The following is a 24084-nucleotide window of genomic DNA, read 5'->3' on the forward strand; positions in this document are numbered from 1 at the left end:
ACTTCAATTATACAAAATGACCATTTTCAAAAAATGGCGATAACGCGTTTTAATACATGAAATATTAGAAATTATTTTGCCGTTTTCCGGATTTTATTGCATCTGCCGCAAGCGGGGCTGCTTTTACAATTTGCTTCTTAAGTGCCAGAACCAGCTCTGCATCGGGATCCGGTGCGGCGGCAGCAAACAAATCTGCTGTATCGCCGCCATTGATCGCAATCATGCGCTTTTCTGTTTCAGCCTGGGTTTCAACACGCCCGTCTGAAACCAGATGCCGCAAATCAAACCCGGCGGCCTTGAGTGCCGGCGCGATCAGCAATGTACGATGGCAATCCAGCGGGTCCTTTTCCGCACACATAAGGCAGATTCGGTATTTGCCGGCCCCCGAAAGCAAACGATCAATTCCGGCCCTGAATTCCGGACGTGCCGCCATCAGCTCGTAGCTCAGCCGCCCGTCGGGATACAATGTCGGGTCTTGCGGCTTTCCGCCCAGAACATCCCCCATGAAAACGTAAGCAATGCCGTTCTCGCGCAGGAACGGGCCAAAGGTATCGGCATCAAATGCCTTCCAGTAATTCGATCCCCGAAAGGTCCGAATATCGGCCACCGCCGTAATGCCCTGCCCCTTCAAAAGGGCAAGCAAACTGTCCCGGTCATGCCCGGCATAACCGACGGTCCAGATAATGTTGCCGGGGTCATTATTGTCCTGATTATCGTCCATTTGCTCAAAAAACGACATCTCACAGGGAACCGCAAGCCCGAAACGAAAAAGGCTGCCCCGAAGGACAGCCTTTTTGAACTTTCATCATGGAGCGGGCGAAGAGATTCGAACTCTCGACCCTAACCTTGGCAAGGTTATGCTCTACCCCTGAGCTACGCCCGCATCATCATGAAAGCATGATGAGGAAATCATCTGATGGAGCGGGCGAAGAGATTCGAACTCTCGACCCTAACCTTGGCAAGGTTATGCTCTACCCCTGAGCTACGCCCGCATTCATCAGAATTTCCTGCCCCTGTGGAGCGGCGCGGATAATAGCCCAACAAAACGTGATTGCAACCCTTTTTTCCATCAAAACACGGCAGGGATCAGAATGGCGGTTTTCCTTGACTTTTCCCCCTGAAAACACAGAAATCACGCCAACATGCTGCAATTTGCGTCCTAATTGCAATTTGGCTATCTTCCCACGACCCAGCCAGAAGGAAAACAGGATGAGTGATCCATCAACCAGACTTTTCGATTATCTCGAAAACCTCGGGATTGAAACCCGCACGCACGAGCACGTGCCTCTGTTTACGGTCGAGGATTCGCAAAGCCTGCGCGGCGACCTTCCGGGCCTTCATGCCAAGAACCTCTTCATGAAAGACAAGAAAGATGTGCTTTGGCTGCTCGTCGTCGAGGAAAATACCCAGGTTCGCATGAACCAGCTGCACAAGGCGCTGGGCTGTGCGCGTTTGTCTTTTGGCAAACCGGAGCTGTTATTGGAAACGCTCGGCATCACTCCCGGGTCGGTTACGCCCTTTGCTCTGATCAATGATCGTGACCGCAAAGTAAATTTTGCCATCGATGCCAAACTGGCAAATGGCGACATTCTTAATTTCCACCCCTTGCGAAATGACCGAACCACAACAATTCAATCCGGAGACCTGATGAAGTTCATTACAAGTCTCGGTTACGCAACTCGAATTATCGATTTCGAGATGGAAACAGTCTTGTTCTAATTTTGATTCAATGACCGCCACACCCAATCCTTGGCGAACAGCACTACAAAAGTTTTTTCTAATGTTCAGGATGTGCCCCTTGTCGAACCGAGGTCGCGGCATCATCTAAAATTCAGAAATAGCGAGTAAACGATAATGTCTATCATTCTTGACGCCTCCGCCCCGAACACCAGCACGCCCAAAGGTCAGGACAAAGACCTGATAAAGGACAGCAGTGTAGAAACATTTGTACAGGACGTCATCGAACCGTCGATGGAGGTCCCTGTTGTTGTCGATTTCTGGGCCCCCTGGTGCGGTCCGTGCAAAAGCCTGACCCCGATTATCGAAAAGGTCACACGAGAGGCCGGCGGGCGCGTAAAGCTGGTCAAGGTCAATATTGACGAGAATCAGGAACTGGCAATGCAGTTGCGTATCCAGTCGGTTCCGACGGTCTATGCCTTCAAAGGCGGTCGCCCGGTTGACGGTTTTCAGGGTGCGCAGCCAGAAAGCGAAGTCCGGGCGTTTTATGAACGCCTTGCAGGCGGGCCGATTGAAAGCCCGGTCGATACCATTCTGGAACAGGCCGCCACGGCACTGGCTGAAAACGATCATGAAACCGCACACGGCCTTTATGTTGGCGTGCTTGAACGCGAACCGCAAAACGAAACGGCCATTGGCGGCATGATCCGGTGCATGGTTGCAATGGGCGAAGTTGAAGAAACCCGCCATTTTGTCGATAACATGGCCGAGGCAGATCGCCTGAAGGCACCGATTGCATCTGCGATCAGCGCCCTTGAACTGGCGGAAACCGGTTACAGCAAGGAAGATCTGGATGACGCACGCGCAAAAGTCGCAGCCGACCCGAACGACCTGCAAGCGCAATTCGATCTTGGCATGGCATGTTTTGCCACCAACAAGCGCGAAGAGGCCGTTAACGCCATGATTACGATCATTCGCAAGGATCGTGAATGGAACGACGATGCCGGTCGTGCCCAGCTGATTAAATTTTTCGAGGCATGGGGCCCAATGGACCCGGCCAGCGTTGCGGGGCGCCGCGCACTTTCAACGGTTTTATTTTCATGAGCATATGCGGTCCCTTTGATCCCAGCTTCTCGGATCTTCCAGATACATTGCCGGTTTTCCCGTTAAGCGGTGCACTTTTGCTGCCCCGTGGGCATCTGCCGCTCAATATTTTCGAGCCGCGCTATCTGAGCATGATTACCGATGCGCTGGGTCAGGATCGCATGATTGGTATGGTTCAGCCACGTCCGGACGGGCGCAACACCTATTACATGGACCCGGACAATCCACCTGTGTTCCAAACCGGCTGTGCCGGTCGCATCACGGCATTCAGCGAAACCGATGATGGCCGTTTCCTGATCACGCTGACGGGCGTCTGCCGGTTCAATATCGTCGAAGAACTTCCCATGCGCGATGGCGGTTATCGTGCGGTTCGCGGTGATTTCAGCCCGTGGAAGGATGATTTGCTGTTGCCGTCACCGGATTTGCAGCCCATCAATCGCGACCGCCTTCGGCTGGCACTGGAAAGCTATTTTGCCCAGCATTCGCTGCGATCCTGCTGGGATACGCTTAGCGATACCGATGATGAAATGCTGGTGACGGCCATTGCGATGGGCTGTCGGCTCAGCCCGCTTGAAAAACAGGCTTTGCTTGAATGTGCAAGCCTGTATGATCGCGGTGATATGCTGACAACCTTGCTGGAAATGGCGGCCCATCCCGGGGCATCGCAAACGGCCAGCAACTGATGAATTATTGATGTGAAGGCCCAGGACAATGACCGTGACTCACAGCCCGGTAGACCCGAAACTGCTTGAAATCCTTGTTTGCCCGGTCACCAAGGAAACCCTGGAATACAATCGCGAACAGAATGAACTGATCAGCGTCAAGGCGGGCCTTGCCTATCCGATCCGCGACGGCATTCCGATCATGTTGCCCGACGAAGCGCGCGTCATCGAAGACTGACGGTTTTTATGTCCGAGGACAGCTTCACACCACGTTTCAGCCCGGTTGAAATCAACTATCTGCGTGACGACCATATTCTGGAAATCATCTGGGATGACGGGCTGACGTCAAAATTCAGCGCCGAACTCCTGCGGGTTGAAAGTCCGTCTGCCGAGGTGCAGGGACACCATCCATCCGAAAAGAAAATCATTCCCGGCCGTCGCCATGTCGGCATTATCGACATCGTCCCTGTCGGGAATTATGCCGTGCGCATCACCTTCGATGATCTCCATGATAGCGGCCTGTATAGCTGGCAGTATCTGCGTGACCTGCATGCCAATCAGGATCAGCTTTGGGCCGATTATCTTCGCGCACTTGAAGCGCGCGGTCTGTCGCGCGATCCTGTGCGCCGTTAAGGCAACAGACCCCCTCTGATCCGCCCCCATAAACAAAAACGGCCCCGCCAAAGCCGCAGGACCGTTTTTGGGATCAGACAACAAACCGGAAAGTTTGCCGTCGGCAGTGATCAGAAGCGGTAACCGACACCAATACCGAAAATCCAGGGATCAAGATCGACATCAACCTTGGCAGGTGATGCACCGCCAAGGTCGGCAGTGACCGTTGTGTTCAGGAAGAGTTTTTTCACGTCAACGTTCAACGACCACGGGCCAGAGATTGCATAATCGAAGCCAGCCTGAAACGCGTAACCAAAACCATCATCGTATTTGATTGAGTTCGCGCCACCAGATTTCTCGTTATAGAACATGGTGTAGTTCAAACCTGCACCGACATACGGGCTGAAACGCTGATCCGAAAGGAAGTGGTATTGTACCGTCAGAGTTGGCGGAAGCAGATTAACCGAACCAAGATCAACATCAGGATTCTGCCACTTAACATCATGCTTCGTGGTCGCAGCAATCAACTCAAATGCAATGTTGTCAGTGACAAAATACGAAAAATCCACTTCCGGCACGTAATCATTGCTGACTTTGCCTTCACCGGTTGTAATGTCACTGGTCGAAGTATCTTCATCCGGTACGACACCGATAACACGACCGCGAATAAGAATATCGCCCGCCTGTTTGGTTTTAAATGCCGCTTCCTGTGCCTGCGCACCGGTTGCTGCCATCATCATTGCGCCAACAATAGCAAAGCTGGCTACGGTGGCCGTCAATTTCCGGGTAAGTGTCATGATTATCCCCTGCATTCAAAAATACGTCCGGGGGACACTGCGCCTTCGCAAATGCGAAAAGCTTGACCCAAATCAACAGGGGATTGCGAAAAACGACATGATTTTGAATGGTTTTTATCTGAGCCAGGAAACCACAATCAAAAGGCGATCTTGAGATTTTCAAGATCGCCTTCGAGATCCGGTTTCGTTGCTCCGCGAGGACTTAAAGCGGCTTGCCCTGCATCAGACGCGGCAGAGTCCCGGCATAACCCATGGCATGGGACATGAAGGTCTTTTTAAGAGGCGGGATTTTCTGAACAACGGCAAGACCGATGTCGCGCGCCCAACGGACCGGCGCGATATCGTTGGAAAACAAACGGTTTGTCAGATCGGTAACCGCAAGCATCACGGTGTTGTCAAACCGCCGCCACTGTTCATATTCACCCAGTACATCGGCCCCGCCAATATCGCGACCCAGACGACGGGCCTCGACCAGAATCTCGGCAAGGGCCGCAACATCGCGGATACCCATATTAAGCCCCTGCCCGGCAATCGGATGCATGCCATGTGCCGCATCACCGATCAGGGCGATCCGGGCATCGGTATAGCGATAGGCATGCTGCAGACCGAGCGGGTAGCAGAACCGCGGCCCGATGACTTCAAGATCGCCAAGATATCCATCAAAACGACGATGCAGTTCATCGATGAAGGTTTCTTCGTCCAGATTGACCAGATAATTGGCAAGATCGGTTGTTTCCGTCCAGACAATCGAACAACGATCATCGGTCATCGGCAGGATGGCAAACGGGCCGGCGGGCAGGAAATGCTCCACCGCAAGCCCGTTATGGGGCACCTTGTGCTTGACCGTGCACACCACCGCACTTTGCTTGTAGCTCCATTGGTAGGTCTTGATACCTGCCCATTTGCGCAGCATCGAGTTGCGCCCTTCGGCCCCGATGGCCAGGGAACCGCGAATGGATCGACCATCTGCAAGCGTAATTGTCATCCCGCCCTGATCACGCGCAATCGTTTCAACCTGTGCGGGGGCAATCATTTCGACCAGATCGGTTTTGCTAATCGCCTGATAAAGGGCACCACGGGTAATCAGGTTTTCGACGATATAGCCCAGCGGTTCATTTCCGACATCCTGATGGTCGTAATGCAGGAAAAGCGGGCTTGTGCCATCGGCAATCCGGATATCAAGGATCGGCTCGGCTTCGTCCGCCATGTATTTCCAGGCCCCGATGACGTCAAGAACCGACCGCGAGGCCGCAGCAATCGCACAGGTGCGTCCGTCGTAATTGGCACTCAGGATGGTTTTGGGATCGGCATAATCGATTACGACCGAACGAAGCCCGCCATGCGCCAATGCCAGCCCCATGGCTGCACCGTTAAGCCCGCCCCCAAGAATAATAACGTCTGTCTGGATCGTTTCCCGAGCACACATCGCGCCGCACCTTTTCTTTCTGTTCCGAACGGGCCGAAGGCTGCCCGGCAAATTCACACTTCGACAGGTTTTACGCAAAAGCCCGCCAAAAGATGCATCTGGTTTAACCCGCTGCCATTACAACCACAAGCCGGAGCAGCAATTTGATCATCCAGTCCGCAGATAACGGCAATCACAGGGCCGAAAACCGCAACTTTTTACGTACCCTCGGCCAAAGCTATACTCGTCGGGCAACGACATCACCTTGACGTAAAACAAGTTTTTCAGAGCTCCAGAGTTGATTAAAATTTATGCACAAATTTTAAACAGCGACAAAATCTATGCACATTTTGTAGTCCCACGGTAACTTGACCATGAACAGCTCACCTCCTGATTACCCGTAAAAATCAATTTATATCAATGCACTAAAAGATGATTTTCGAATCTGGCACGATTCTTGGTTTGAAGTTTGCGACTGCGAAATCGTGATTACCACGTCGGTACTCAACGGATATGCCGGGAGGTCGCAATATTATGAAACTCGTTACTGCTGTCATTAAGCCATTCAAGCTCGATGAAGTTCGTGAAGCGCTTAGCGCGCTTGGCGTTCAGGGCCTGACGGTGACCGAAGTCAAAGGTTTTGGCCGCCAGAAAGGCCAGACCGAAATTTATCGTGGCGCTGAATATATGGTCAGCTTCCTGCCCAAAGTGAAGCTGGAAGTCGCGATCACGGATAATCTGGTCGATCAGGTTGTCGAAGCCATTACCAAAACTGCTCAGACCGGGAAAATCGGGGACGGCAAGATTTTCGTTCTTGATGTGAGCCAGGCGGTACGTATCCGCACGGGCGAAACCGGCGACGACGCCCTGTAAGTCCAGAGACAAGGGGAGACATTATGAACATTCCGATGAAGAAAACCGGCCTTGCCGCACTTGTCGGCGCCGCTACGCTGGCGCTTACATCACCGGCCTTTGCTCAGGACGCGGGCGTTTCGGCCGAGACACAATACATCCTCAACACCTTCAGCTTCCTGTTTAGCGGTGCGCTGGTGATGTGGATGGCTGCCGGCTTTGCCATGCTGGAATCCGGTCTGGTGCGTACCAAAAACGTATCGACCATTCTTTTCAAAAACATCAGCCTTTTTGCCGTTGCGGGTATCATGTATTACCTGATCGGCTACAATCTCATGTATATGGATGTTACCGGCTGGATCGGTTCGCTCAGCCTGTGGAGCGCTGATGACGCTGCTGCACTTGGTGGCGATTTCTCCGGCGGTTATTCGGCAACATCCGACTGGTTCTTCCAGATGGTGTTCGTTGCAACAGCAGCTTCGATCGTTTCGGGTACTGTTGCCGAGCGCATCAAACTGTGGCCGTTCATGATCTTTGTCGTCGTTCTGACCGGCATCCTGTATCCGATTACCGGTTCCTGGACCTGGGGCGGCGGCTGGCTGTCTGAAATGGGCTTTGCCGATTTCGCAGGCTCGACCATCGTTCACTCGGTCGGCGGCTGGGCTGCTCTGACCGGCGCGATCATCCTTGGCGCACGTAAAGGCAAATATGGTGCGGACGGTTCGGTTCATCCGATGCCGGGTTCGAACCTGCCGCTGGCGACGCTGGGTACCTTCGTTCTGTGGCTCGGCTGGTTCGGCTTTAACGGCGGCTCCCAGCTTGCTATGGGCTCCGGTGCCGACGTTATCGCGATTGCCAACATTTATGGCAACACCTCGATGGCTGCTGCCGGTGGCGTTGTTGCCGCAGCAATCCTGACCCAGATCCTTTACAAAAAGGTCGACCTTACCATGGCACTTAACGGTGCACTGGCTGGTCTGGTCTCGATCACTGCCGGTCCGGACACCCCGACCATCGGTTCCGCCATCATCATCGGCGCCATCGGCGGGATTCTGGTTGTCATCGCGATTCCGCTGCTCGACAAACTGAAAATCGACGATGTCGTTGGTGCGGTTTCGGTTCACCTTGTTGCCGGCATCTGGGGCACCATGGCTGTTCCGTTCACCAATGACGGTGCATCGTTCGGTGTTCAGCTGACCGGTGTTGTTGCGATGGGTGCTTTCACCATCATCGCATCGGCAATCGTATGGCTGATCCTGAAATTCACGGTTGGCATTCGCCTTAGCGAAGAAGACGAAGCACTCGGCAGCGATGCTGTCGAGCTTGGCCTCGAAGCTTATCCGGAATTCGGTAAAGGTTCGCAGCGCTTCTAAGCGATCAGATTTCCTGACGGGTGCCATGTTCGCATGGCACCCAGCCTGTCAGACCGACTGACCCGCCTCGGGATTTCCCAGTGGCGGGTCTTTTGTATTTTGCCCATGCCACCTTTTTAAGCACAGTGATGAGCACAAGACATGCAAACGGTTCCATCCGGTCCTTGTCCCGAGGATGGATGATCTACGTGCCGGCTGATCTGCCAATTCTTTGCCCGAATTTTCTGCCAAAAGCCCGGAAAGCGCATTTTTCCGGGCTTTTTCGCAACTGACACCATCGCCCTTAAATCTTTCTTTGTATTTTTGGCATAGGGGTAAAGTCAGGGGAGATTGCCCACATTTTGCGGATACCTGCATTCTGACGCCTGTCGATCTGCGAGATCCATTCATGACCGGAATATCGAACGCGATGTTTAACCAGCGCCTTGATCAGTTGCCTGCCTACCCGTTTCCACGGCTTGCCGCCTTGCTCGACGGTCTTGAACCCGGCAAGACGCCGCTTGTGATGTCGATTGGCGAGCCGCAGCACGAACCGCCTGCAATGATTACCGAGGCAATGGTGAAATACGCCAGTCTCTGGCACAAATACCCGCCAGGAAACGGCACACCGGAACTGCGAAGTGCGATCAAGGGATGGCTTGACCGCCGGTACAGCCTGCCCGGCAGCATGATTGATCGTGACGCCCATATCCTGCCCGTCGCGGGGACGCGTGAGGCACTCTATCTGATCGCGACCTGTGTCATCCCGCAGGATCAGCCAGGCCCTAAGCCCAAGGTTCTGTTGCCCAATCCGTTCTATCAGGTCTATTGCGGCGCGGCAGTCCTCAACGATGCGGAAATGGTGCCATTGGCAGCATCCCCGGAAACAGGCTTCTTGCCCGATCTTGATCAGATCGATATCGAAACACTTAAGGCGTGCCGTCTGTTTTTCCTGTGTTCCCCGGCGAATCCGCAAGGGGCCGTTGCATCGCGGGACTATCTTGAACGTATCATCGCGATGGCGCAGGAACATGATTTTGTGCTGGCAATGGATGAATGCTACGCCGATATCTATGACCGCGAAGCCCCGATCGGCGCCCTTGAAATCTGTGCAGCGCAGGGCGGCAGGATGGATAATGTGGTTGTTTTCCACAGCCTGTCGAAACGGTCCAGCGCGCCGGGGCTTCGGTCCGGCTTTGTGGCTGGTGACCCGGTGATCATCAAACGTTTCAATGCATTGCGCAGCTATTGTTCGGCCACCATTCCGATGCCGATCATGGCCGCATCCGCCGAGCTTTGGTCCGATGATACCCATGCATCGGAAAACCGTGATCTTTATCGTGCCAAGATTGATGTCGCGCAGGAAATCTTTGGCAACCGGTTTGGTTTCTATCGTCCGCCGGGAGGCTTTTTCCTGTGGCTGGATGTCGATGACGGTGAAGCCGCCACCAAAAAAATATGGGAGGAAGCAGGTGTGAAAGTCATTCCGGGCAGTTACCTGTCGATCACGGATGCAAATGGTGACAATCCCGGAAAACGCTTTATCCGCATTGCCCTTGTCCATGACCTTGAAACCACCCGCGAAGGGCTTCGGCGCATCGCCGACGTCCTTGCCAGCTAACGCCGTAAATAATCGACGAACAGCGACGAAACGACAACGGATACCCCGATGAGCAGTCAGTCCAACATTCTCGCACGCAGCACCGCCTTCATGCCGGGCAGTCTTGTCAATCTGCTCAAACGCAGCGGATTGCAAATCTGCGGGCTTGCACTGGTTGGCACAGCAATCGCCCTTTTCATGATGCTGATCGGTTTTCATCCGGGCGATCCATCCTTTAACCATGCTGCAGATCGCGATGTGATTTTCAATCCGTTGGGAACCTTCGGGGCGTATACGGCCGATCTTCTTTTACGCACCCTTGGTCTGGCATCCGCCCTTCTGACGGTTCTGATCCTTGGATGGGGCCTGCGACTGATCGCGGTTCGACCGTTTAGCTGGATGTGGGCACGGTTTCTGATTTTGCCGCTTGCCCTGCTGCTGGTCGCAACTGCTGCGGCGGCCATCCGGCCCGGAATGCATTGGCCGCTTACCGTCGGGTTTGGTGGTTTTGCAGGGGATTTGCTGCTGTCAAAAATTCAATCCGGTTTCGAAATGATTGGCGTGCCGGGTGCCCGGCCGCTAATTGCCTTGCTCGCAATGATCCTTGGCCTGTTTCTGACCATGTTCTGCATGGCCTATCAGATGTCGGAATGGCAAAAGATCGGTTCGGTCCTGTCGCGCATCATGGGGGGCATTATTTCCGGGATCGGTCGGGCAATTCCTGGCAATTCCACCGATGACCGCCCGGGCGAGCGTACAGCAGCACGTAATCCGCGCATGCGTCAGGAACCCTCACTTGATAGAGGCAAGACCGGACTGGGTGCGGCGATAAGCACCCGTTTGCAAGCCGCAACATCGTCAAACAACACCGACGATAATGATACCGATGAAGACGATTACAATGACGCGGACCATGCGCCGCCCGTCCATATCGTGGCTGCACCGGCGGCAAAACTGCAGCCCGGTGAAAAAGCATCGGCCCAGCGTCAGGCGTCGTTTGATCTTGGATCAGACGATTACCGGTTCCCGCCACTTAGCCTTTTGCACGAACCCGATCCGGCAGACGCAACCCAGATTGATCAGGAAGCATTGGCGCAAAATGCCCGCCTTCTGGAAACCGTTCTTCAGGACTTCGGGGTCAAGGGTGAAATCGTTCAGGTTCGCCCCGGTCCGGTTGTTACCCTGTATGAGCTTGAACCGGCTGCCGGGGTCAAGTCATCACGCGTGATCGGTCTGGCGGATGATATCGCGCGTTCCATGAGTGCGATTGCCGCCCGTGTAGCGGTTGTGCCGGGGCGCAATGTGATCGGTATTGAATTACCGAACACGCGCCGCGAAACGGTGCATCTGCATGAAATTCTGGCATCAAGCGATTTTGAAAAGAATACCGGCAAGCTTAATATGAGCCTTGGCAAGGATATCGGTGGTACGCCGGTTATTGCCGATCTGGCGAAAATGCCGCACCTGCTGATTGCCGGTACGACCGGTTCGGGTAAATCGGTCGGCGTGAATGCGATGATCCTGTCGTTGCTTTATCGCCTGAAACCGGAAGAATGCCGTTTCATCATGATCGATCCGAAAATGCTGGAACTGTCGATTTATGACGGTATTCCGCATCTTCTGACCCCGGTTGTGACCGATCCGCACAAGGCGGTTGTTGCACTTAAATGGGCGGTGCGCGAAATGGAAGACCGTTATCGCGCCATGAGCCAGGTGGGTGTACGAAACATCGCAGGCTACAACAAACGCATCAAGGAAGCGGCTGCAAAAGGCGAACAGCTTACCCGCCGTGTTCAGACCGGCTTTGATCCCGAAACCGGCAAACCGATCTTTGAAGATCAGGAACTACCGATGGAGCCGCTGCCATTTATCGTGGTGATCGTCGACGAAATGGCCGATCTGATGCTGGTGGCGGGCAAGGATGTCGAGGCATCGATCCAGCGTCTGGCGCAGATGGCCCGTGCCGCCGGCCTGCATCTGATCATGGCGACCCAGCGCCCGTCGGTTGACGTGATTACCGGTACGATCAAGGCCAACTTCCCGACGCGTATTTCCTATTCCGTTACCTCGAAAATCGATTCCCGGACCATCCTTGGTGAAATGGGCGCCGAGCAGCTTCTGGGTCAGGGGGATATGCTTTATATGGGCCAAGGCGGCCGATTGCAGCGTGTCCATGGTCCGTTTGTATCGGACGAGGAAGTCGAAAGCATCGTCGCGCATCTGCGCGATCAGGGTGACCCGGCCTATCTTGAAACCGTGACGGAAGAACCCGAAGAAGATCCGGTTGCTGCCTATATGGCCGGTGGTGGCGGTTCAGACGGTGGTGGCAACGGGTCCGATGATGATTTGTATAATCAGGCTGTCGGCATTGTCCTGCGCGAGAAAAAGGCATCCACCAGCTTTATCCAGCGCAAACTGTCGATCGGCTATAACCGTGCTGCGCGCATCATTGAACAGATGGAAGAAAACGGCATTGTTTCGGCTGCAAACCATGTCGGCAAACGCGAAGTCCTGATGGAAAACATGGATGGATCGCCTTACGAATACTGATCCCCCCGCAACCAAAAATATCATCGACAAATGAAAGAGGGATGCCATGCGCATCCCTCTTTCGTTTGCAGATATCGCCGCAGTATTGATTTCACTTACTGATTTCACTGAGGATTCTTCATTTTATCACGGGTTTTCTGATTTCGATCAGGAACAATTGGCAAAGCTCTTTTTATAAAACCGCACATCTGCACAACCCTATGTTGCAGTTATGCTGATCTGACAGCTTTTGCTGCATGCAGTTTCCGCCGTTTACATCCAAACACGGAGAACCCGATGAAACTCTCCAATTTCTCGCTTTCCGCCAAATTGCGGATGGTACTGGTAATGACGGCTTTTGCGCTGGGAGGTCTGGCGGTCTTTGATCTTGTGACCCTGCGATCTGCACTGGTCGAAGAAAAGAAAGCCAATGTCCGGCAAGTCGTCGATATGACCCGTTCGATCTTTAGCCATTATGATCAGCTCGCCAAATCCGGCGAGATCACCCTTGAAGAAGCGCAGACCCGTGCAACAGAGTTTATTCAGAATGCGCGTTACGCTGACAATAATTATGTGTTTGTACTGGGTCTTGATACCAAGGTCATCCTGCACCCGATCCAGCCAAAACTGAACGGCCAGAACGGCAAACAGGTGATTGATGTCAACGGTGTCCCGATTCTTGATGAAATGGTCAAGGCAGCACGTCATCCCGAAGGCGGTTTTCTGACCTATGAGTGGAACAAACCGGGGCATGACGGGGTATTCCCCAAACTGGCCTATGCCGAAACATTCAAGCCGTGGGGCTGGGTGATAACAACTGGCGTTTATATCGATGATGTTGACGGGATTTTCTGGCAAACCGCCATCAACGATATCGCTGTGGCAATTGCCATGCTGATCGTCATCGGAATGGCCGGGCTTGCGATTGACAGATCGACAACCCGACCCTTGCGGATGATCACCGAGGCACTTGACAAACTGGCACAGGGCGATACCAGCGTCACCACAAACGAAACAGATCGGCGAGATGAGATCGGTGCGCTGGCCCGCTCGCTTGAGGTTTTCAGATCAAACCGCGAACAGGCTGAAAAGCTTGAACGGGAACAGAAAGATACACACAAGATCCAGATTATCCGTGCAGAAAAGGTCGAAAAGCTGATTAAAAGTTTCGAGACCGAAGTCGAGGGTAATCTGTCGACGGTTCACAGCGCGTTGGAGCAATTACGCGTCACAGCAACAGGCATGGCCAGCCAATCCGACGAAACCACCGGGCGTGCGGCAAATGTTGCGGCAGCAACCGAACAGGCCGCGGCCAATGTTGATACCGTTGCCGCAGCCGCAGAACAGCTTGCAGCATCCATTGATGAAATCACGTCGCAGGTTTCGCGAAGTTCTGATATCGCACAATCGGGTGCAAACGAAGCCGATGACGCAAGCACGATCTTTGCGGAACTTGGAACGGCTTCCGACAAAATCGGGCAAGTGGTTGAACTGATCCAGTCGATTGCCGAGCAAACCAATCTTCTGGCACTCAACGCCACAATCGAGGCCGCCCGTGCTGGTGATGCCGGAAAAGGCTTTGCCGTGGTTGCGGCCGAGGTCAAAAACCTTGCCAACCAGACCACGCGCGCGACCGAAGATATTGCAGGCCAAATCGGTGGCATTCAGGAATCGACCCAGAATGCACTGGGCGCGATCCAGCACCTTTCGGGTCGGATGAAGGAACTGAACGAGGTTTCGGCAAGCATTGCCGCCGCCGTACGTGAACAGGATGCAGCAACCGGCGAAATTGCCCGCAACGTTGCCGAAGCCGCAACCGGCACCAAGGATGTCGCGCGAAACGTCGTCGGCTTGCGCAAGGCCGCCGAAGAAGAACGCGAAGCATCCGGTCAGGTTCTGGCGGCATCCGGCAGCCTGAACAGCAAATCGCAAAACCTGATGGAGCAAATCAAACAGTTCCTGAACGATATCAGGGCAGCGTGATTGTTAACGCCAATCTGACAAAAAAGGCGGGCTGCATCATACAGCCCGCCTTTTGATGTTTTAAGATCGTCACCGATCAGATGATCAGATCGACTGATTGATCCAGTCGACAAGAGCGCTTTTGGGCAGCGCGCCAACTTTCATCGCTGCAACTTCGCCACCCTTGAAGATCATCAGGGTCGGGATACCGCGCACACCGTATTTCGCCGGGGTGTTCGGGTTTTCGTCGATGTTTACCTTGGCAATCTTGAGCTTGCCGCCCAGTTCGCCAGCAATTTCGTCCAGATACGGCGCGATCTGTTTACACGGGCCACACCATTCCGCCCAGAAATCGACGAGAACCGGGTCGTTGGAACCCAGAACGTCGGAATCGAACGAAGTATCAGATACTTTAATCGTGGTCATACTATCAGTTCCTGGTTGTTACGAGGCCAAGTGGGATAAACCCGCTCACCTCGATCCGCTGTATGGAGGCAAAGGTAGGCAGCACTGACGCAAACGTCAAGCGCGTTACAGTCTCATGATGTGTTCGGGCAGTTCGACCATCCATGGTCCGTTGGTCCAAAGGATGAAACAACGAATGCGTTTGTCCGGATACATCTGGCTTAATGCGGCCCGGTAAATCGACATCTGTCGACGATAGGCACGTGGTGTGCCCTCGACATCACGTGGGGGTGGGCGATTTGTTTTAAAATCAACGATCATGACCTCGTTTTCACGCACGACCAGTCGGTCAATCTGGGCGGAAACGACATCGCCGCCGACGATCCCGACCAGCGGCACCTCGGCCTTTGATCCGGCATCAAAAACAGGTGCAAATTCGGGATTTTCAAAAATCGCGATTGTTTCATTGGCAATTTCGCGCTGCTGGTCTGCATCAAGCGCATGCACCGGCTGGGCAAGGAACCGTTCGGCAGCATCCCGCCTTTTGGCTTCGGGCAGCTCGGGCAACAGTTCAAGCAGCTTGTGGATCAGAAGGCCGCGTTTGAAACTTTGCCCCTGATCCCCGCCCAGCGGCGATTGCACAGAGGGCTCTTCTTCAAGCGGACGGCTTGGTGCCAGCGGTTTTGGCGGGAAGGCCTCGGTCGGCGCGACATCGCGAATCAGAACGCGTTTGGACAAATCGGCGGTGCCGGTCGCGGCAGTGACCTTGTCGGCCTTGGGTGTTTCGCGCTGTGCTGTTTGCCAAACCCAACCGTCGCCCGACCAGCCGGACCCCGAAAATTCCGTAAAATCGAATTTTTCGGAATTTGCATAGCCTTCCATCGCCTGCTGACACAAATTGTACCAGCAATGATCGGGGGCCTTTCGTTTTCCCTGCCATCCACAGATGTAAAGCCGGTCTTCGGCGCGCGTCAGGGCCACATACAGCAGACGGTTATATTCCTGATCACGCTTGATCGCGATGCCCTCACGCAACCGCGCAACCACATCGGTTTCGAGTGCCACACGCGGCAGCCAATACATCAGGTCGCGATCTTCCTGCCAGAACAGGTTGGGGGCCTGTGTCGGGACCTGCATGGTATCGGGCAGGAACACGATAGGTGCCTGCAAGCCCTTGGCCCCGTGCACCGTCATGATCCGGACCTCGTCACGGCCGCTTTGTTCAAGGTCACGCTTGATTTCGGCGTCGCCTGCCATCAACCAGTGCAGGAAGCCCTGCAAGGTCGGCGCGTGATCGGCCTCGTATCCCATCGCGAGATTGAGGAATTCGTCAATCGGGTCATTTGCCTCGATCCCGAGCCGCCCGACCAGTCTGGCACGCACCCCGCGCGCATCATCACCACGCCCGCCCAGAAGTTCGGCAAACAGTTCGAACGGTCGTTCATAATCAACCCGCCCCAGCCATTTGAACAGGAATTCATAGGCCGAAAGGAAGGCCGGATCGGCATCATCACTGCCTGCCTTTTCGCGCAACGCAAGCCAAAGGGTACGGGGCCGGTTATGGGCGATTGCAAACAGCTGATCATCGTCAAAGCCGATCAGCGGGCTTTTGAGCACCTCGGCCAATGTCAGGTCATCTTCGGGCATCAGAAGAAACCGGCCGAAGGCGATCAGGTCCATCACGGCAAGCTGATCGGTGATCTGCATGCGGTCCACACCGGCAACCGGAACGTTGCGTTCCTTTAACGCCTTGACGACCTCATCGACAAAGGCCGTCCGACGCCGCACCAAGATCATGAAATCACCCGCCCGCACCGGACGATCACGCGATATCAGTTTCTCGCCCGTATCGATGGCATGGCGGATACGCCCGGCAATTACCCGCGCCAATCGAATTTCCGGGTCCTCAAGGCGCACGATGCGGGTTGGAGGCGTCCATGGGTCCTCGGCGGCTCTTTCCTGCGGCTCCACCGCCGGCCACAATTCGATCCGACCGGCCTGCCCGACACGGAACGGACTGTGACTGACATCGGCACCATCATCGCCCACCCCCTGTTTCGCGATCATACCGGCAAAAACCCGGTCCACCGTGCCCAGCACGGCATCGGTTGAACGAAACGAAATGTTCATCGGGACTTCACGCCATTCGGCTTCGATTTCACGCGCCCGTTCGCGGAAATAGGCCCGCATCTGGGTGAATTTTTCGGGATCGGCGCGCTGGAAGCTGTAAATCGATTGTTTCGCATCCCCAACGGCAAAGATTGTCCGTGGCTTTTCATCATGCTGCCCGGCACCGGCAAAGAATTCCTCCGCCAGAATACGCACCACGTCCCATTGTTCGGGGTTGGTATCCTGTGCCTCGTCAATCAGGATGTGATCAAGCCCCTCGTCCAGTTTGAACAAAACCCACCCGGCAATCCCGGCCTGCTGTTGCAGTAATTGCAGACTGGTCAGGATCAGGTCATCATAGTCAAGGCGGGCATGCAGGGCCTTTTTCGCGGCATAACGATCCAGCATCGCATTGCCGATACGGATCAGGGCCGATGTGGCACCGGCCAATGCGGCGGCCTTGCGCAAACGGTCAATTTCGATCAGACGCGCAAATTCGGCTTCGAGCGCATCGGCCCCCATCGGATGATTTTCGGCGGCTTTTTTCGTGATCAGTTTGGCACGCGGTTCACCTGCGGCGGTAAAGAAGACACCGCGATAATCTGAAAACACCGCCAGCCGGTCCTCGATACCGGTTTTTTCAAGGAATTGCGCCAATGCGGGCACACGATCCTGATCGGTTTTGGTGCCCGCCTCAAGTGCGGCCAATCCACGCATCAGCCCATCCCGATCAAAGGCATCATCGGATAGGGCCTTGCGCAGGATATCATCCTCGCTTTGCCCATTGGGAACGCCAAGTGCGGCATACACCGCATCGCGCATGCGTGCCGCACCGCCATGACGCATCAACATGCGTTTCAAACGGCCGCGTTCACGCGCCAATTCGCCCATGACCTCGCCAAAGGCACCTTCGCGGACCTGTCCGGTCACGACCGACAGAGCATCCGCCAGATCGTCGTCCCGGCCATTTCGGGCAAAGGCCAATACTTCTTCCTGAACGTCGGCCATGGTTTCGGCCGCGGTGCGGTCATCCATGATTTCAAAATGCGGTGCCAGCCCGGCTTCGAGCGGAAAACGGCGCAGCAATGACTGACAGAAGGCATGGATCGTCTGGATTTTCATCCCGCCCGGCGCATCAAGAACCGATGCAAACAAACGGCGCGCACGACGTGTTTCATCGCCACTTGGTGCGGTTCCGGCCAGATTGAAAAGATCATCCTGAAGATCGCGGTCTTCCATGGTGGCCCAATGACCCAGCCGTTCATTGACACGGTTGGCCATTTCCGCCGCGGCGGCCTTGGTAAAGGTCAGACACAGAATACGATGGGGTTCGGTTCCCGACAACATCAGGCGCAACACCCGGTCCGACAGAACCTTGGTCTTGCCGGCCCCGGCCGATGCCGACACCCAGACCGAGGCCATCGGATCGGATGCATTGCGTTGCAGAATATTGGGATCGGTTCCGCGAATTTCGGTCATGCGTCGCGCCCCCCATTATCTTTGCTGTCCTCTTGCTCCGTATCCTCGCTGCCCATCCATTCGCGCAGGCGTGCCAGATGGACATAATCGGAATATTTTGGCGCATGATCCGGGTGCGGCACACTCAGATAAGGTGTGTTTTCGTCATCAAAAGCGGTGGCAAGTGCATTGACACCGGCCACCGCATCACGCGCCAGCTCTGCCGGGGTGGTTTTCATCCGTTTGGTATCAATCTCGCGGATTTCACCTGCGGGGTCGCCACCGGAAAGCTTCCAGAACGCCATCGATGCGGGGGGACCGGGCGGCACATCGCCAAATCCGCCGTCTTGCGCAATCGCGGCCTCAAGCGGCAATTGCGGGGCAAAACCATTGGCAACGTCCGTCTGGCTTGGCGGCATCCCGGTTTTATAATCAATGATCGCGATCCCGCCATCACGCAGCACATCAATCCGGTCCGCACGGGCATAGACTTCGAACCCTGTCGCGGTTTCAAGCGTACCCGATTGTTCGGTATAGGATCTGCGCACATGATCCCGGCGTGCTGCCTCCGTCTGGATGAACCAGCGGGCAATCCTCTCGAACCGCGGCCACCAGAACGCCCAAAGGCCGGGCCGGGCCGCAAGCGGTTTGAACACCGCCCGCCCGATCATGATCAATTCCTGTTCGCCATCCGGTGGCAGATGATCCGGGTATCGGGAAATAAACTGATCAAGCGCATCATGGATCAGGTTGCCGTAATCCGCCGCGCCGGGATCTTCGTCCACCCCGTCAAGTTTACGCAAACCCAGAATATGCCGGGCATAGATCGCATACGGGTCGCGCATCCAGGTTTCAATCTGGGTAACCGACAAGCGCTGCGGACGGGCGGAAACCGGTGGTGTCGGGGCCGGACGGCCAATTTTGTGGCGCATGTCATCACGCGGTTCATCCAGCATTTCGGCCAAGGCGCGCCAGGCATGGGCATCGGTTTTTTCCATCGACACGCCTGATTTCCGAAGAATGTTTTCAATCCGTAACAACCACCGCGACGGCACGGTCGGCGTGCCTTCGACGCGGAGCGCACGGGTCATGACCACATCGGGCGCACAGAAAAGCTGTTGAAAATCATGGGCGGACTGCCCGACACGATGTTCAGGTGCCGGAAGGCCGAAATTACGCCGCATCGGGCGGCTCATCCATGGATCGGCCCCGGCTTCGGGCGGCCAGACACCCTCGTTCAAACCGCCCAGAATGGTCAGATCGGCCTGCTGCATCTGGGCTTCGACCGTGCCCCAGATAAACAGGCGCGGATGTTTGCCATAACGCGGACGCACCGCACGATCAGCCATCAAGGCATCCAGAAAGGCCGCATACCGGATACCCGGCATCGGAACGAAATCGGTTAATGCCTGAAGCAGTTCATGGACAAAATCAGCCAGGGCCTCGCCCGCCTCGCCACGCCAAAGACGTTCGGCACCGTCCTGCACGTCGCTTGCGGCAAGGGCTTCGGCGGCCATGATGTGACTGCGCAGGGCCCCCACAGGCGAGATCGATTTTTCATCCATCAGATCGAGCAAAGGCGCAAGACTGTCTTCAAACCGGGAAATCAGATCGGAAAGTCGTGCATGATCATCGCGAATACGTTCGATCCGGCGGGCTGCATGATCCCCCCTGTTTGCCGTAATCCGACCAATCGTCTCATCACGCCAGCCATCCAGCGCCACCTGCAAGCCGTCCAGACCCGGACCGGGACGCGCGCCGCGCAAAACATACTGTTCCATTTGCCGGGTCAGGACACGGAACTGTTCCGGCGGAAGCCCCGCCGCACTCAGCGGGTGTTTCAAAAGTTCCAGCAACGGCACCGGTGCGAACTGTTCCTGAACGGCACGCACGACCAGCCGCAAATAGATTGCGGGCGCTGTGTCATGCAACGGAATGCCCGCCGAATCATCAATTTCGATTTCCCAGCGACGCAGTTCCGTGGCAACACGGCGTGCCAGGCCACGATCCGGGGTTACCAGAGCACAGGTTTTACCGGGATGCTCCAAGGCGTCGCGCATCATAAGTGCAATCGTCGCAGCCTCTTCGCGCGCGCCGGAACAGTCAACCCGCAGAACGCCATCCAGAATATCTGGCGCGAAATTGGCGATATGGCGCCATTGGTCGGTTGTTTGCGCCGGGCGCAGGGCTTCGCGCGTCAATCGTCGGCGTTCTTCGTCCAGCGGGTCCGATTGCGGTACCGATGGCCAGATCAGGACCGTCCCCGGATCACGCCCGATATGGCGCAACGTTGTCCCCAAAAGATGTTGCGGGTGGGTGGCATCCTCGTTAATCGCCTGCCAGTCTTCGCGTCCCAACCCTGTCATCAGGCCGGGCAGGACCACGCGCCCCCGGGGCATTGCCAGAACGGCCTTCATCAAATCACGCAATGCCGGAAACGGCCCGGTTGACCCGGCAATGATTACCGGTGCGGTCGGCGGGTTATCGCGCCAAAGATCAATCTGGGCGGCAATCAGGGCATTGCGGCGCATGGCACGGTCACTGACCTGATGGGTTTCCAGAATGTCGGGCCAGTGCAAGGTCAGGATTTGCAGGAATTCCAGCGTCAATTGCCAATGTTCGGCAAATTCGGCAGGAACCTGCCCCTTGAGATCATCAAATTTGCAATTTTCCGTCTGCACCTGATCAAGAAACCGCGCCAGTTCCCCGGCCAGACGGGCGGCCTGATCGGCCGTTGGTTTGTCGCCCTTGTGATCGGGCCGGTTCATGATCAACCTGGTTAGCAGCAGTTTCCGTTGCAGATCCGGAATGGATGGAGGCAGATCAAGGGCGGCCTGTTCGCCGCCTGCACCATAAATCGTCAGTTCGTCCTCGTCGGCCTCCCCCAAGGCGCGGATGGCTGGCAGCATGGTCACCGCCCCGTTCGACTGACGAAGGAACGCATCGCGCATTACCTTGGCCGACCGGCGATTGGGCACCATCAGGATATAATCGGGGAGGGCAACCGGCTCTGCGGCGGTTTCTGCCATCAACTGTTTTGCGATCAGATCGGCAAATGCCGCGCCCGGCGGGATATAAAACAGGTTTTCCGGCTGTGCCGCCGGTGCGGCAAAGTGATCGGCAGCGTCCATATAATCGAACAGATCCGCCATCAGCCGCCCCCGGCTTTGGCGGCTTTTGCAATTCTGGCAGCACTTTCATGCGCCAAAGCGTCCGCGATGACGATTTCGGCATCGGCCAATGCTTCTGGCGTGCCGATATGGAAATAATCCCCGTCGTGAACAAGACCAAAGCAGCGCCCCGATGCCAATGCCTTGTCGTAAACCAGATTTGATGAAAACGCGCCATCAGGGGTATTTTCAAACAGCCTCGGCGACAGAATCTGAACACCGGTAAAGAAATACGGGGCAGACGCCGCATCGCCGCGACGCTTCAAACGACCATCGACCTGCCAGAAGAAATCACCAGCCCCGTCATAACCAAACGCCCCTTCGACCGGATAGATCGCAAGCAACGCATCCATATGATCGGGATCGAATGCCTCTGTCAGGCGATCAAAAAGCGGCTCCGCCCCCTCGGTCCAGAAAACATCCGCGTTGGCAACCAGCACGGCCTGATCATCAAGCATCGGCAAGGCCTTTTTCACCCCGCCGCCTGTTTCAAGCAGGTCTTCCTCGGGCGAGCAAAGCACCCGCGGCAGGGTCCGGGTGGCGACGTGATCGACAATCATCTGACCCAGATAATGGCTGTTGACCACCGCCTGATCAAAGCCCGCCAAAGCCAGCTTATCGAGTACGTGATCAAGCATCGGCTTGCCCGCAACCGGCACCAGCGGCTTTGGCATATGATCGGTGATCGGACGCATGCGTTTGCCAAGCCCGGCAGCCAGGACCATTGCTTGCGCCTTTGCGTTCTTATCCCTCATCAGGATGCCCCTTGTTCGGACGATTGGCGTACGCCGGAAAGTGACGGGGCCATTCTTGCCTCAACCGGGATATGATTTGCAATCCACGCGGCCAATTCCGGTAAATTGCGGTCTGCATCGCGCAGGATCAATTCCCAGCAACGCGGGATAAAGTCAAAATAGCGCTGCTTGCCTGCCTTGATGGCAAGCCAGCCAAACCGACCCAGTATCCTGAAATTCCGAACCATATTACAGGCCATATAGGATATTTCGAAATCAGAACGATCAAGATTTTCAAACGCGGCACAATAACGATCCTTCAGGCCGGCTTCGAGCGCCGGACCGATATCATGCCGAACATCACGTAATAGCGACACCAGATCATAGGGCCGTGGTGCAATTGCCGCGTCCTGAAAATCAATGATCCCGCAATCTTCGCCGCCCTCGTCATTTTCGACCAGCATCAGGTTATCGACGTGATAGTCACGGTGAATGATGACCTCGCCGGATTTCCAACAGTTTGGCAACACACCATCAAGCATCGCATCAAATTCGCTGATGGCCCGGTGGCGCTTTGCTGTGTCCGTCACGATCAGTGGCAGATAATCGGCCTTGAAGCTTTGCAGCATGCGTTTGAAATTGTCTGGCTCGTATTGAACCAAGCCACAATCCGTGCTTTCAAACCGGGTATCACAATACTGGTGCAGGGTGATGAGCTGATCCACCGCACGCAGATAAAGTGCCGGTTTGGAGGCCGCGCTCAGATCCAGTGCGCGGGTAAAGGTCAGATCCCCAAAATCCTCAATCAAGACAAGCCCAAGCGAAACATCGCTTGCGTATATCGCGGGGATACGCCAACCGGCTTTCGAAAGCAGTGATGTTGTCGCAATAACCGGCGTGACTGAAGCCGGACGTTCCGGGTTTTCGTAAATACCGTGCGGGTCGACACTGATCGCGTCCGGCGGAAAATCCATCAGAAGGGCGGTCTGCCGCCCATTATCCAGACGATAATATTTTCGCGCCGACGCATCATCAACCAATGCAACGGGTTCAATATCAGCCCAGCCATTGTCGCGCAGAAATCTGTCGATGGCATCCTGACGTCCAATCACGGTCATGATGCGACCCCGGGCAGATTTGTTATCCGTTTTTCCCAATCCTCGCCATGCGGGACCAATTGAAAAACGCGCGCGTCAGGATTTAATCCGGGTTCGATATGAATATCAAGCCGGTCTTGCGGTGTCAGATATTCCAGCCGATCAGGCCATTCAATCAGACTGACGCCGTCGGCAAAGGCATCCTCGATATCAAGTTCGTGGATTTCTTCGGGATCGGAAAGTCGGTAAAGATCGAAATGCCAGACCGGGACCGGATCAAGTTCGTAAATCTGAACCAGCGTGAAGGTCGGGCTTGGAACTTCTTCATGCGGATTACCGGCAAGCGCACGGATATAGGCGCGGCAAAACGCGCTTTTCCCCATCCCCAACGTCCCGTGCATCAGGATCACATCGCCGGCTTTTGCCAGGGCGGCAAGCTGTCCGGCAAGGGTTTCGGTACCTTTCTGATCACTGACAGTGACTGTCTTGCTCATGATATCCGTCGAATAATTGTGTTCTGATCCTAGTTGTAGGGTGATGGGCCCACCCTTCGCAATGA

At 55.3% G+C, this 24084-nt stretch carries 19 protein-coding genes and 2 tRNA genes; 10 read left to right on the top strand and 11 right to left on the bottom strand.

Annotated features, from left to right (window positions below):
* Positions 1-64: 64 nt before the first annotated feature.
* From LG297_RS19095 to LG297_RS19105, 3 genes are all read right to left on the bottom strand, one after another.
* On the bottom strand, positions 65-739 hold the full coding sequence (locus LG297_RS19095) for a DUF488 family protein (RefSeq protein WP_404423111.1): 675 nt from the start codon (positions 737-739) through the stop codon (positions 65-67).
* 69 nt (positions 740-808) lie between these two features.
* A tRNA-Gly gene (locus tag LG297_RS19100) sits at positions 809-883 on the bottom strand.
* 34 nt (positions 884-917) lie between these two features.
* Positions 918-992, bottom strand: a tRNA-Gly gene (locus LG297_RS19105).
* A 217-nt stretch (positions 993-1209) separates the two neighbouring features.
* Between LG297_RS19105 and LG297_RS19110 the strand changes: the two genes are divergently transcribed.
* The 5 genes from LG297_RS19110 to LG297_RS19130 all read left to right on the top strand — a co-directional run bounded on the left by LG297_RS19110 (position 1210) and on the right by LG297_RS19130 (position 4076).
* Positions 1210-1719, top strand: coding sequence for a prolyl-tRNA synthetase associated domain-containing protein (locus LG297_RS19110; RefSeq protein ID WP_404423113.1), 510 nt, complete (start codon positions 1210-1212; stop codon positions 1717-1719).
* A 135-nt stretch (positions 1720-1854) separates the two neighbouring features.
* The gene (trxA, locus tag LG297_RS19115; protein WP_404423115.1) at positions 1855-2781 is read left to right on the top strand and encodes a thioredoxin; all 927 of its coding nucleotides are present in this window, start codon (positions 1855-1857) and stop codon (positions 2779-2781) included.
* A complete protein-coding gene (locus LG297_RS19120; protein ID WP_404423117.1) occupies positions 2778-3464 on the top strand; it encodes an LON peptidase substrate-binding domain-containing protein in 687 nt (228 codons plus the stop codon). The genes trxA (LG297_RS19115) and LG297_RS19120 overlap by 4 nt, the downstream gene beginning before the upstream one ends.
* Positions 3465-3492: 28 nt before the next feature.
* The gene (locus LG297_RS19125) at positions 3493-3681 is read left to right on the top strand and encodes a Trm112 family protein (RefSeq protein ID WP_404423119.1); all 189 of its coding nucleotides are present in this window, start codon (positions 3493-3495) and stop codon (positions 3679-3681) included.
* Positions 3682-3689: 8 nt separating this feature from the next.
* Positions 3690-4076 (top strand): gamma-butyrobetaine hydroxylase-like domain-containing protein, encoded by a 387-nt coding sequence (locus LG297_RS19130; RefSeq protein WP_404423121.1) that lies wholly within the window; start codon positions 3690-3692, stop codon positions 4074-4076.
* Positions 4077-4186: 110 nt separating this feature from the next.
* Here LG297_RS19130 and LG297_RS19135 read toward each other — a convergent pair whose 3' ends face one another.
* Positions 4187-4852, bottom strand: coding sequence for an OmpW family protein (locus LG297_RS19135; RefSeq protein WP_404423123.1), 666 nt, complete (start codon positions 4850-4852; stop codon positions 4187-4189).
* 202 nt (positions 4853-5054) lie between these two features.
* Positions 5055-6278, bottom strand: a complete 1224-nt coding sequence (locus LG297_RS19140; protein ID WP_404423125.1) for a UbiH/UbiF/VisC/COQ6 family ubiquinone biosynthesis hydroxylase — start codon at positions 6276-6278, stop codon at positions 5055-5057.
* A gap of 513 nt (positions 6279-6791) precedes the next feature.
* Between LG297_RS19140 and LG297_RS19145 the strand changes: the two genes are divergently transcribed.
* The 5 genes from LG297_RS19145 (at position 6792) to LG297_RS19165 (ending at position 14573) form a co-directional block, all read left to right on the top strand.
* On the top strand, positions 6792-7130 hold the full coding sequence (locus tag LG297_RS19145) for a P-II family nitrogen regulator (RefSeq protein WP_007088725.1): 339 nt from the start codon (positions 6792-6794) through the stop codon (positions 7128-7130).
* Between the two features lie 23 nt (positions 7131-7153).
* Positions 7154-8482: an ammonium transporter gene (locus tag LG297_RS19150; RefSeq protein WP_404423128.1), complete on the top strand. Its 1329-nt coding sequence runs from the start codon at positions 7154-7156 to the stop codon at positions 8480-8482.
* Positions 8483-8870: 388 nt separating this feature from the next.
* Positions 8871-10082 (top strand): aminotransferase class I/II-fold pyridoxal phosphate-dependent enzyme, encoded by a 1212-nt coding sequence (locus LG297_RS19155; protein WP_404423130.1) that lies wholly within the window; start codon positions 8871-8873, stop codon positions 10080-10082.
* A 48-nt stretch (positions 10083-10130) separates the two neighbouring features.
* A complete protein-coding gene (locus LG297_RS19160) occupies positions 10131-12611 on the top strand; it encodes a DNA translocase FtsK (RefSeq protein WP_404423132.1) in 2481 nt (826 codons plus the stop codon).
* Between the two features lie 276 nt (positions 12612-12887).
* Complete coding sequence (locus tag LG297_RS19165) at positions 12888-14573, top strand: methyl-accepting chemotaxis protein (RefSeq protein ID WP_404423134.1); 1686 nt, start codon at positions 12888-12890, stop codon at positions 14571-14573.
* Positions 14574-14657: 84 nt separating this feature from the next.
* Here LG297_RS19165 and trxA (LG297_RS19170) read toward each other — a convergent pair whose 3' ends face one another.
* From trxA (LG297_RS19170) to tsaE, 6 genes are all read right to left on the bottom strand, one after another.
* A complete protein-coding gene (gene trxA, locus LG297_RS19170; protein WP_007088718.1) occupies positions 14658-14978 on the bottom strand; it encodes a thioredoxin TrxA in 321 nt (106 codons plus the stop codon).
* A 105-nt stretch (positions 14979-15083) separates the two neighbouring features.
* Positions 15084-18545 (bottom strand): double-strand break repair helicase AddA, encoded by a 3462-nt coding sequence (gene addA, locus LG297_RS19175; protein WP_404423136.1) that lies wholly within the window; start codon positions 18543-18545, stop codon positions 15084-15086.
* Positions 18542-21676, bottom strand: a complete 3135-nt coding sequence (gene addB, locus LG297_RS19180; RefSeq protein ID WP_404423138.1) for a double-strand break repair protein AddB — start codon at positions 21674-21676, stop codon at positions 18542-18544. Before addB ends, addA begins: the two co-directional genes overlap by 4 nt.
* Complete coding sequence (locus LG297_RS19185; RefSeq protein ID WP_404423140.1) at positions 21676-22449, bottom strand: nucleotidyltransferase family protein; 774 nt, start codon at positions 22447-22449, stop codon at positions 21676-21678. The genes addB and LG297_RS19185 overlap by 1 nt, the downstream gene beginning before the upstream one ends.
* Positions 22449-23546: an aminoglycoside phosphotransferase family protein gene (locus tag LG297_RS19190; protein ID WP_404423142.1), complete on the bottom strand. Its 1098-nt coding sequence runs from the start codon at positions 23544-23546 to the stop codon at positions 22449-22451. Before LG297_RS19190 ends, LG297_RS19185 begins: the two co-directional genes overlap by 1 nt.
* Positions 23543-24019: a tRNA (adenosine(37)-N6)-threonylcarbamoyltransferase complex ATPase subunit type 1 TsaE gene (tsaE, locus tag LG297_RS19195; protein ID WP_404423144.1), complete on the bottom strand. Its 477-nt coding sequence runs from the start codon at positions 24017-24019 to the stop codon at positions 23543-23545. Before tsaE ends, LG297_RS19190 begins: the two co-directional genes overlap by 4 nt.
* Between the last annotated feature and the right edge of the window lie 65 nt (positions 24020-24084).

Source organism: Thalassospira australica, from assembly GCF_044790785.1.
Classification (GTDB): domain Bacteria; phylum Pseudomonadota; class Alphaproteobacteria; order Rhodospirillales; family Thalassospiraceae; genus Thalassospira; species Thalassospira australica_A.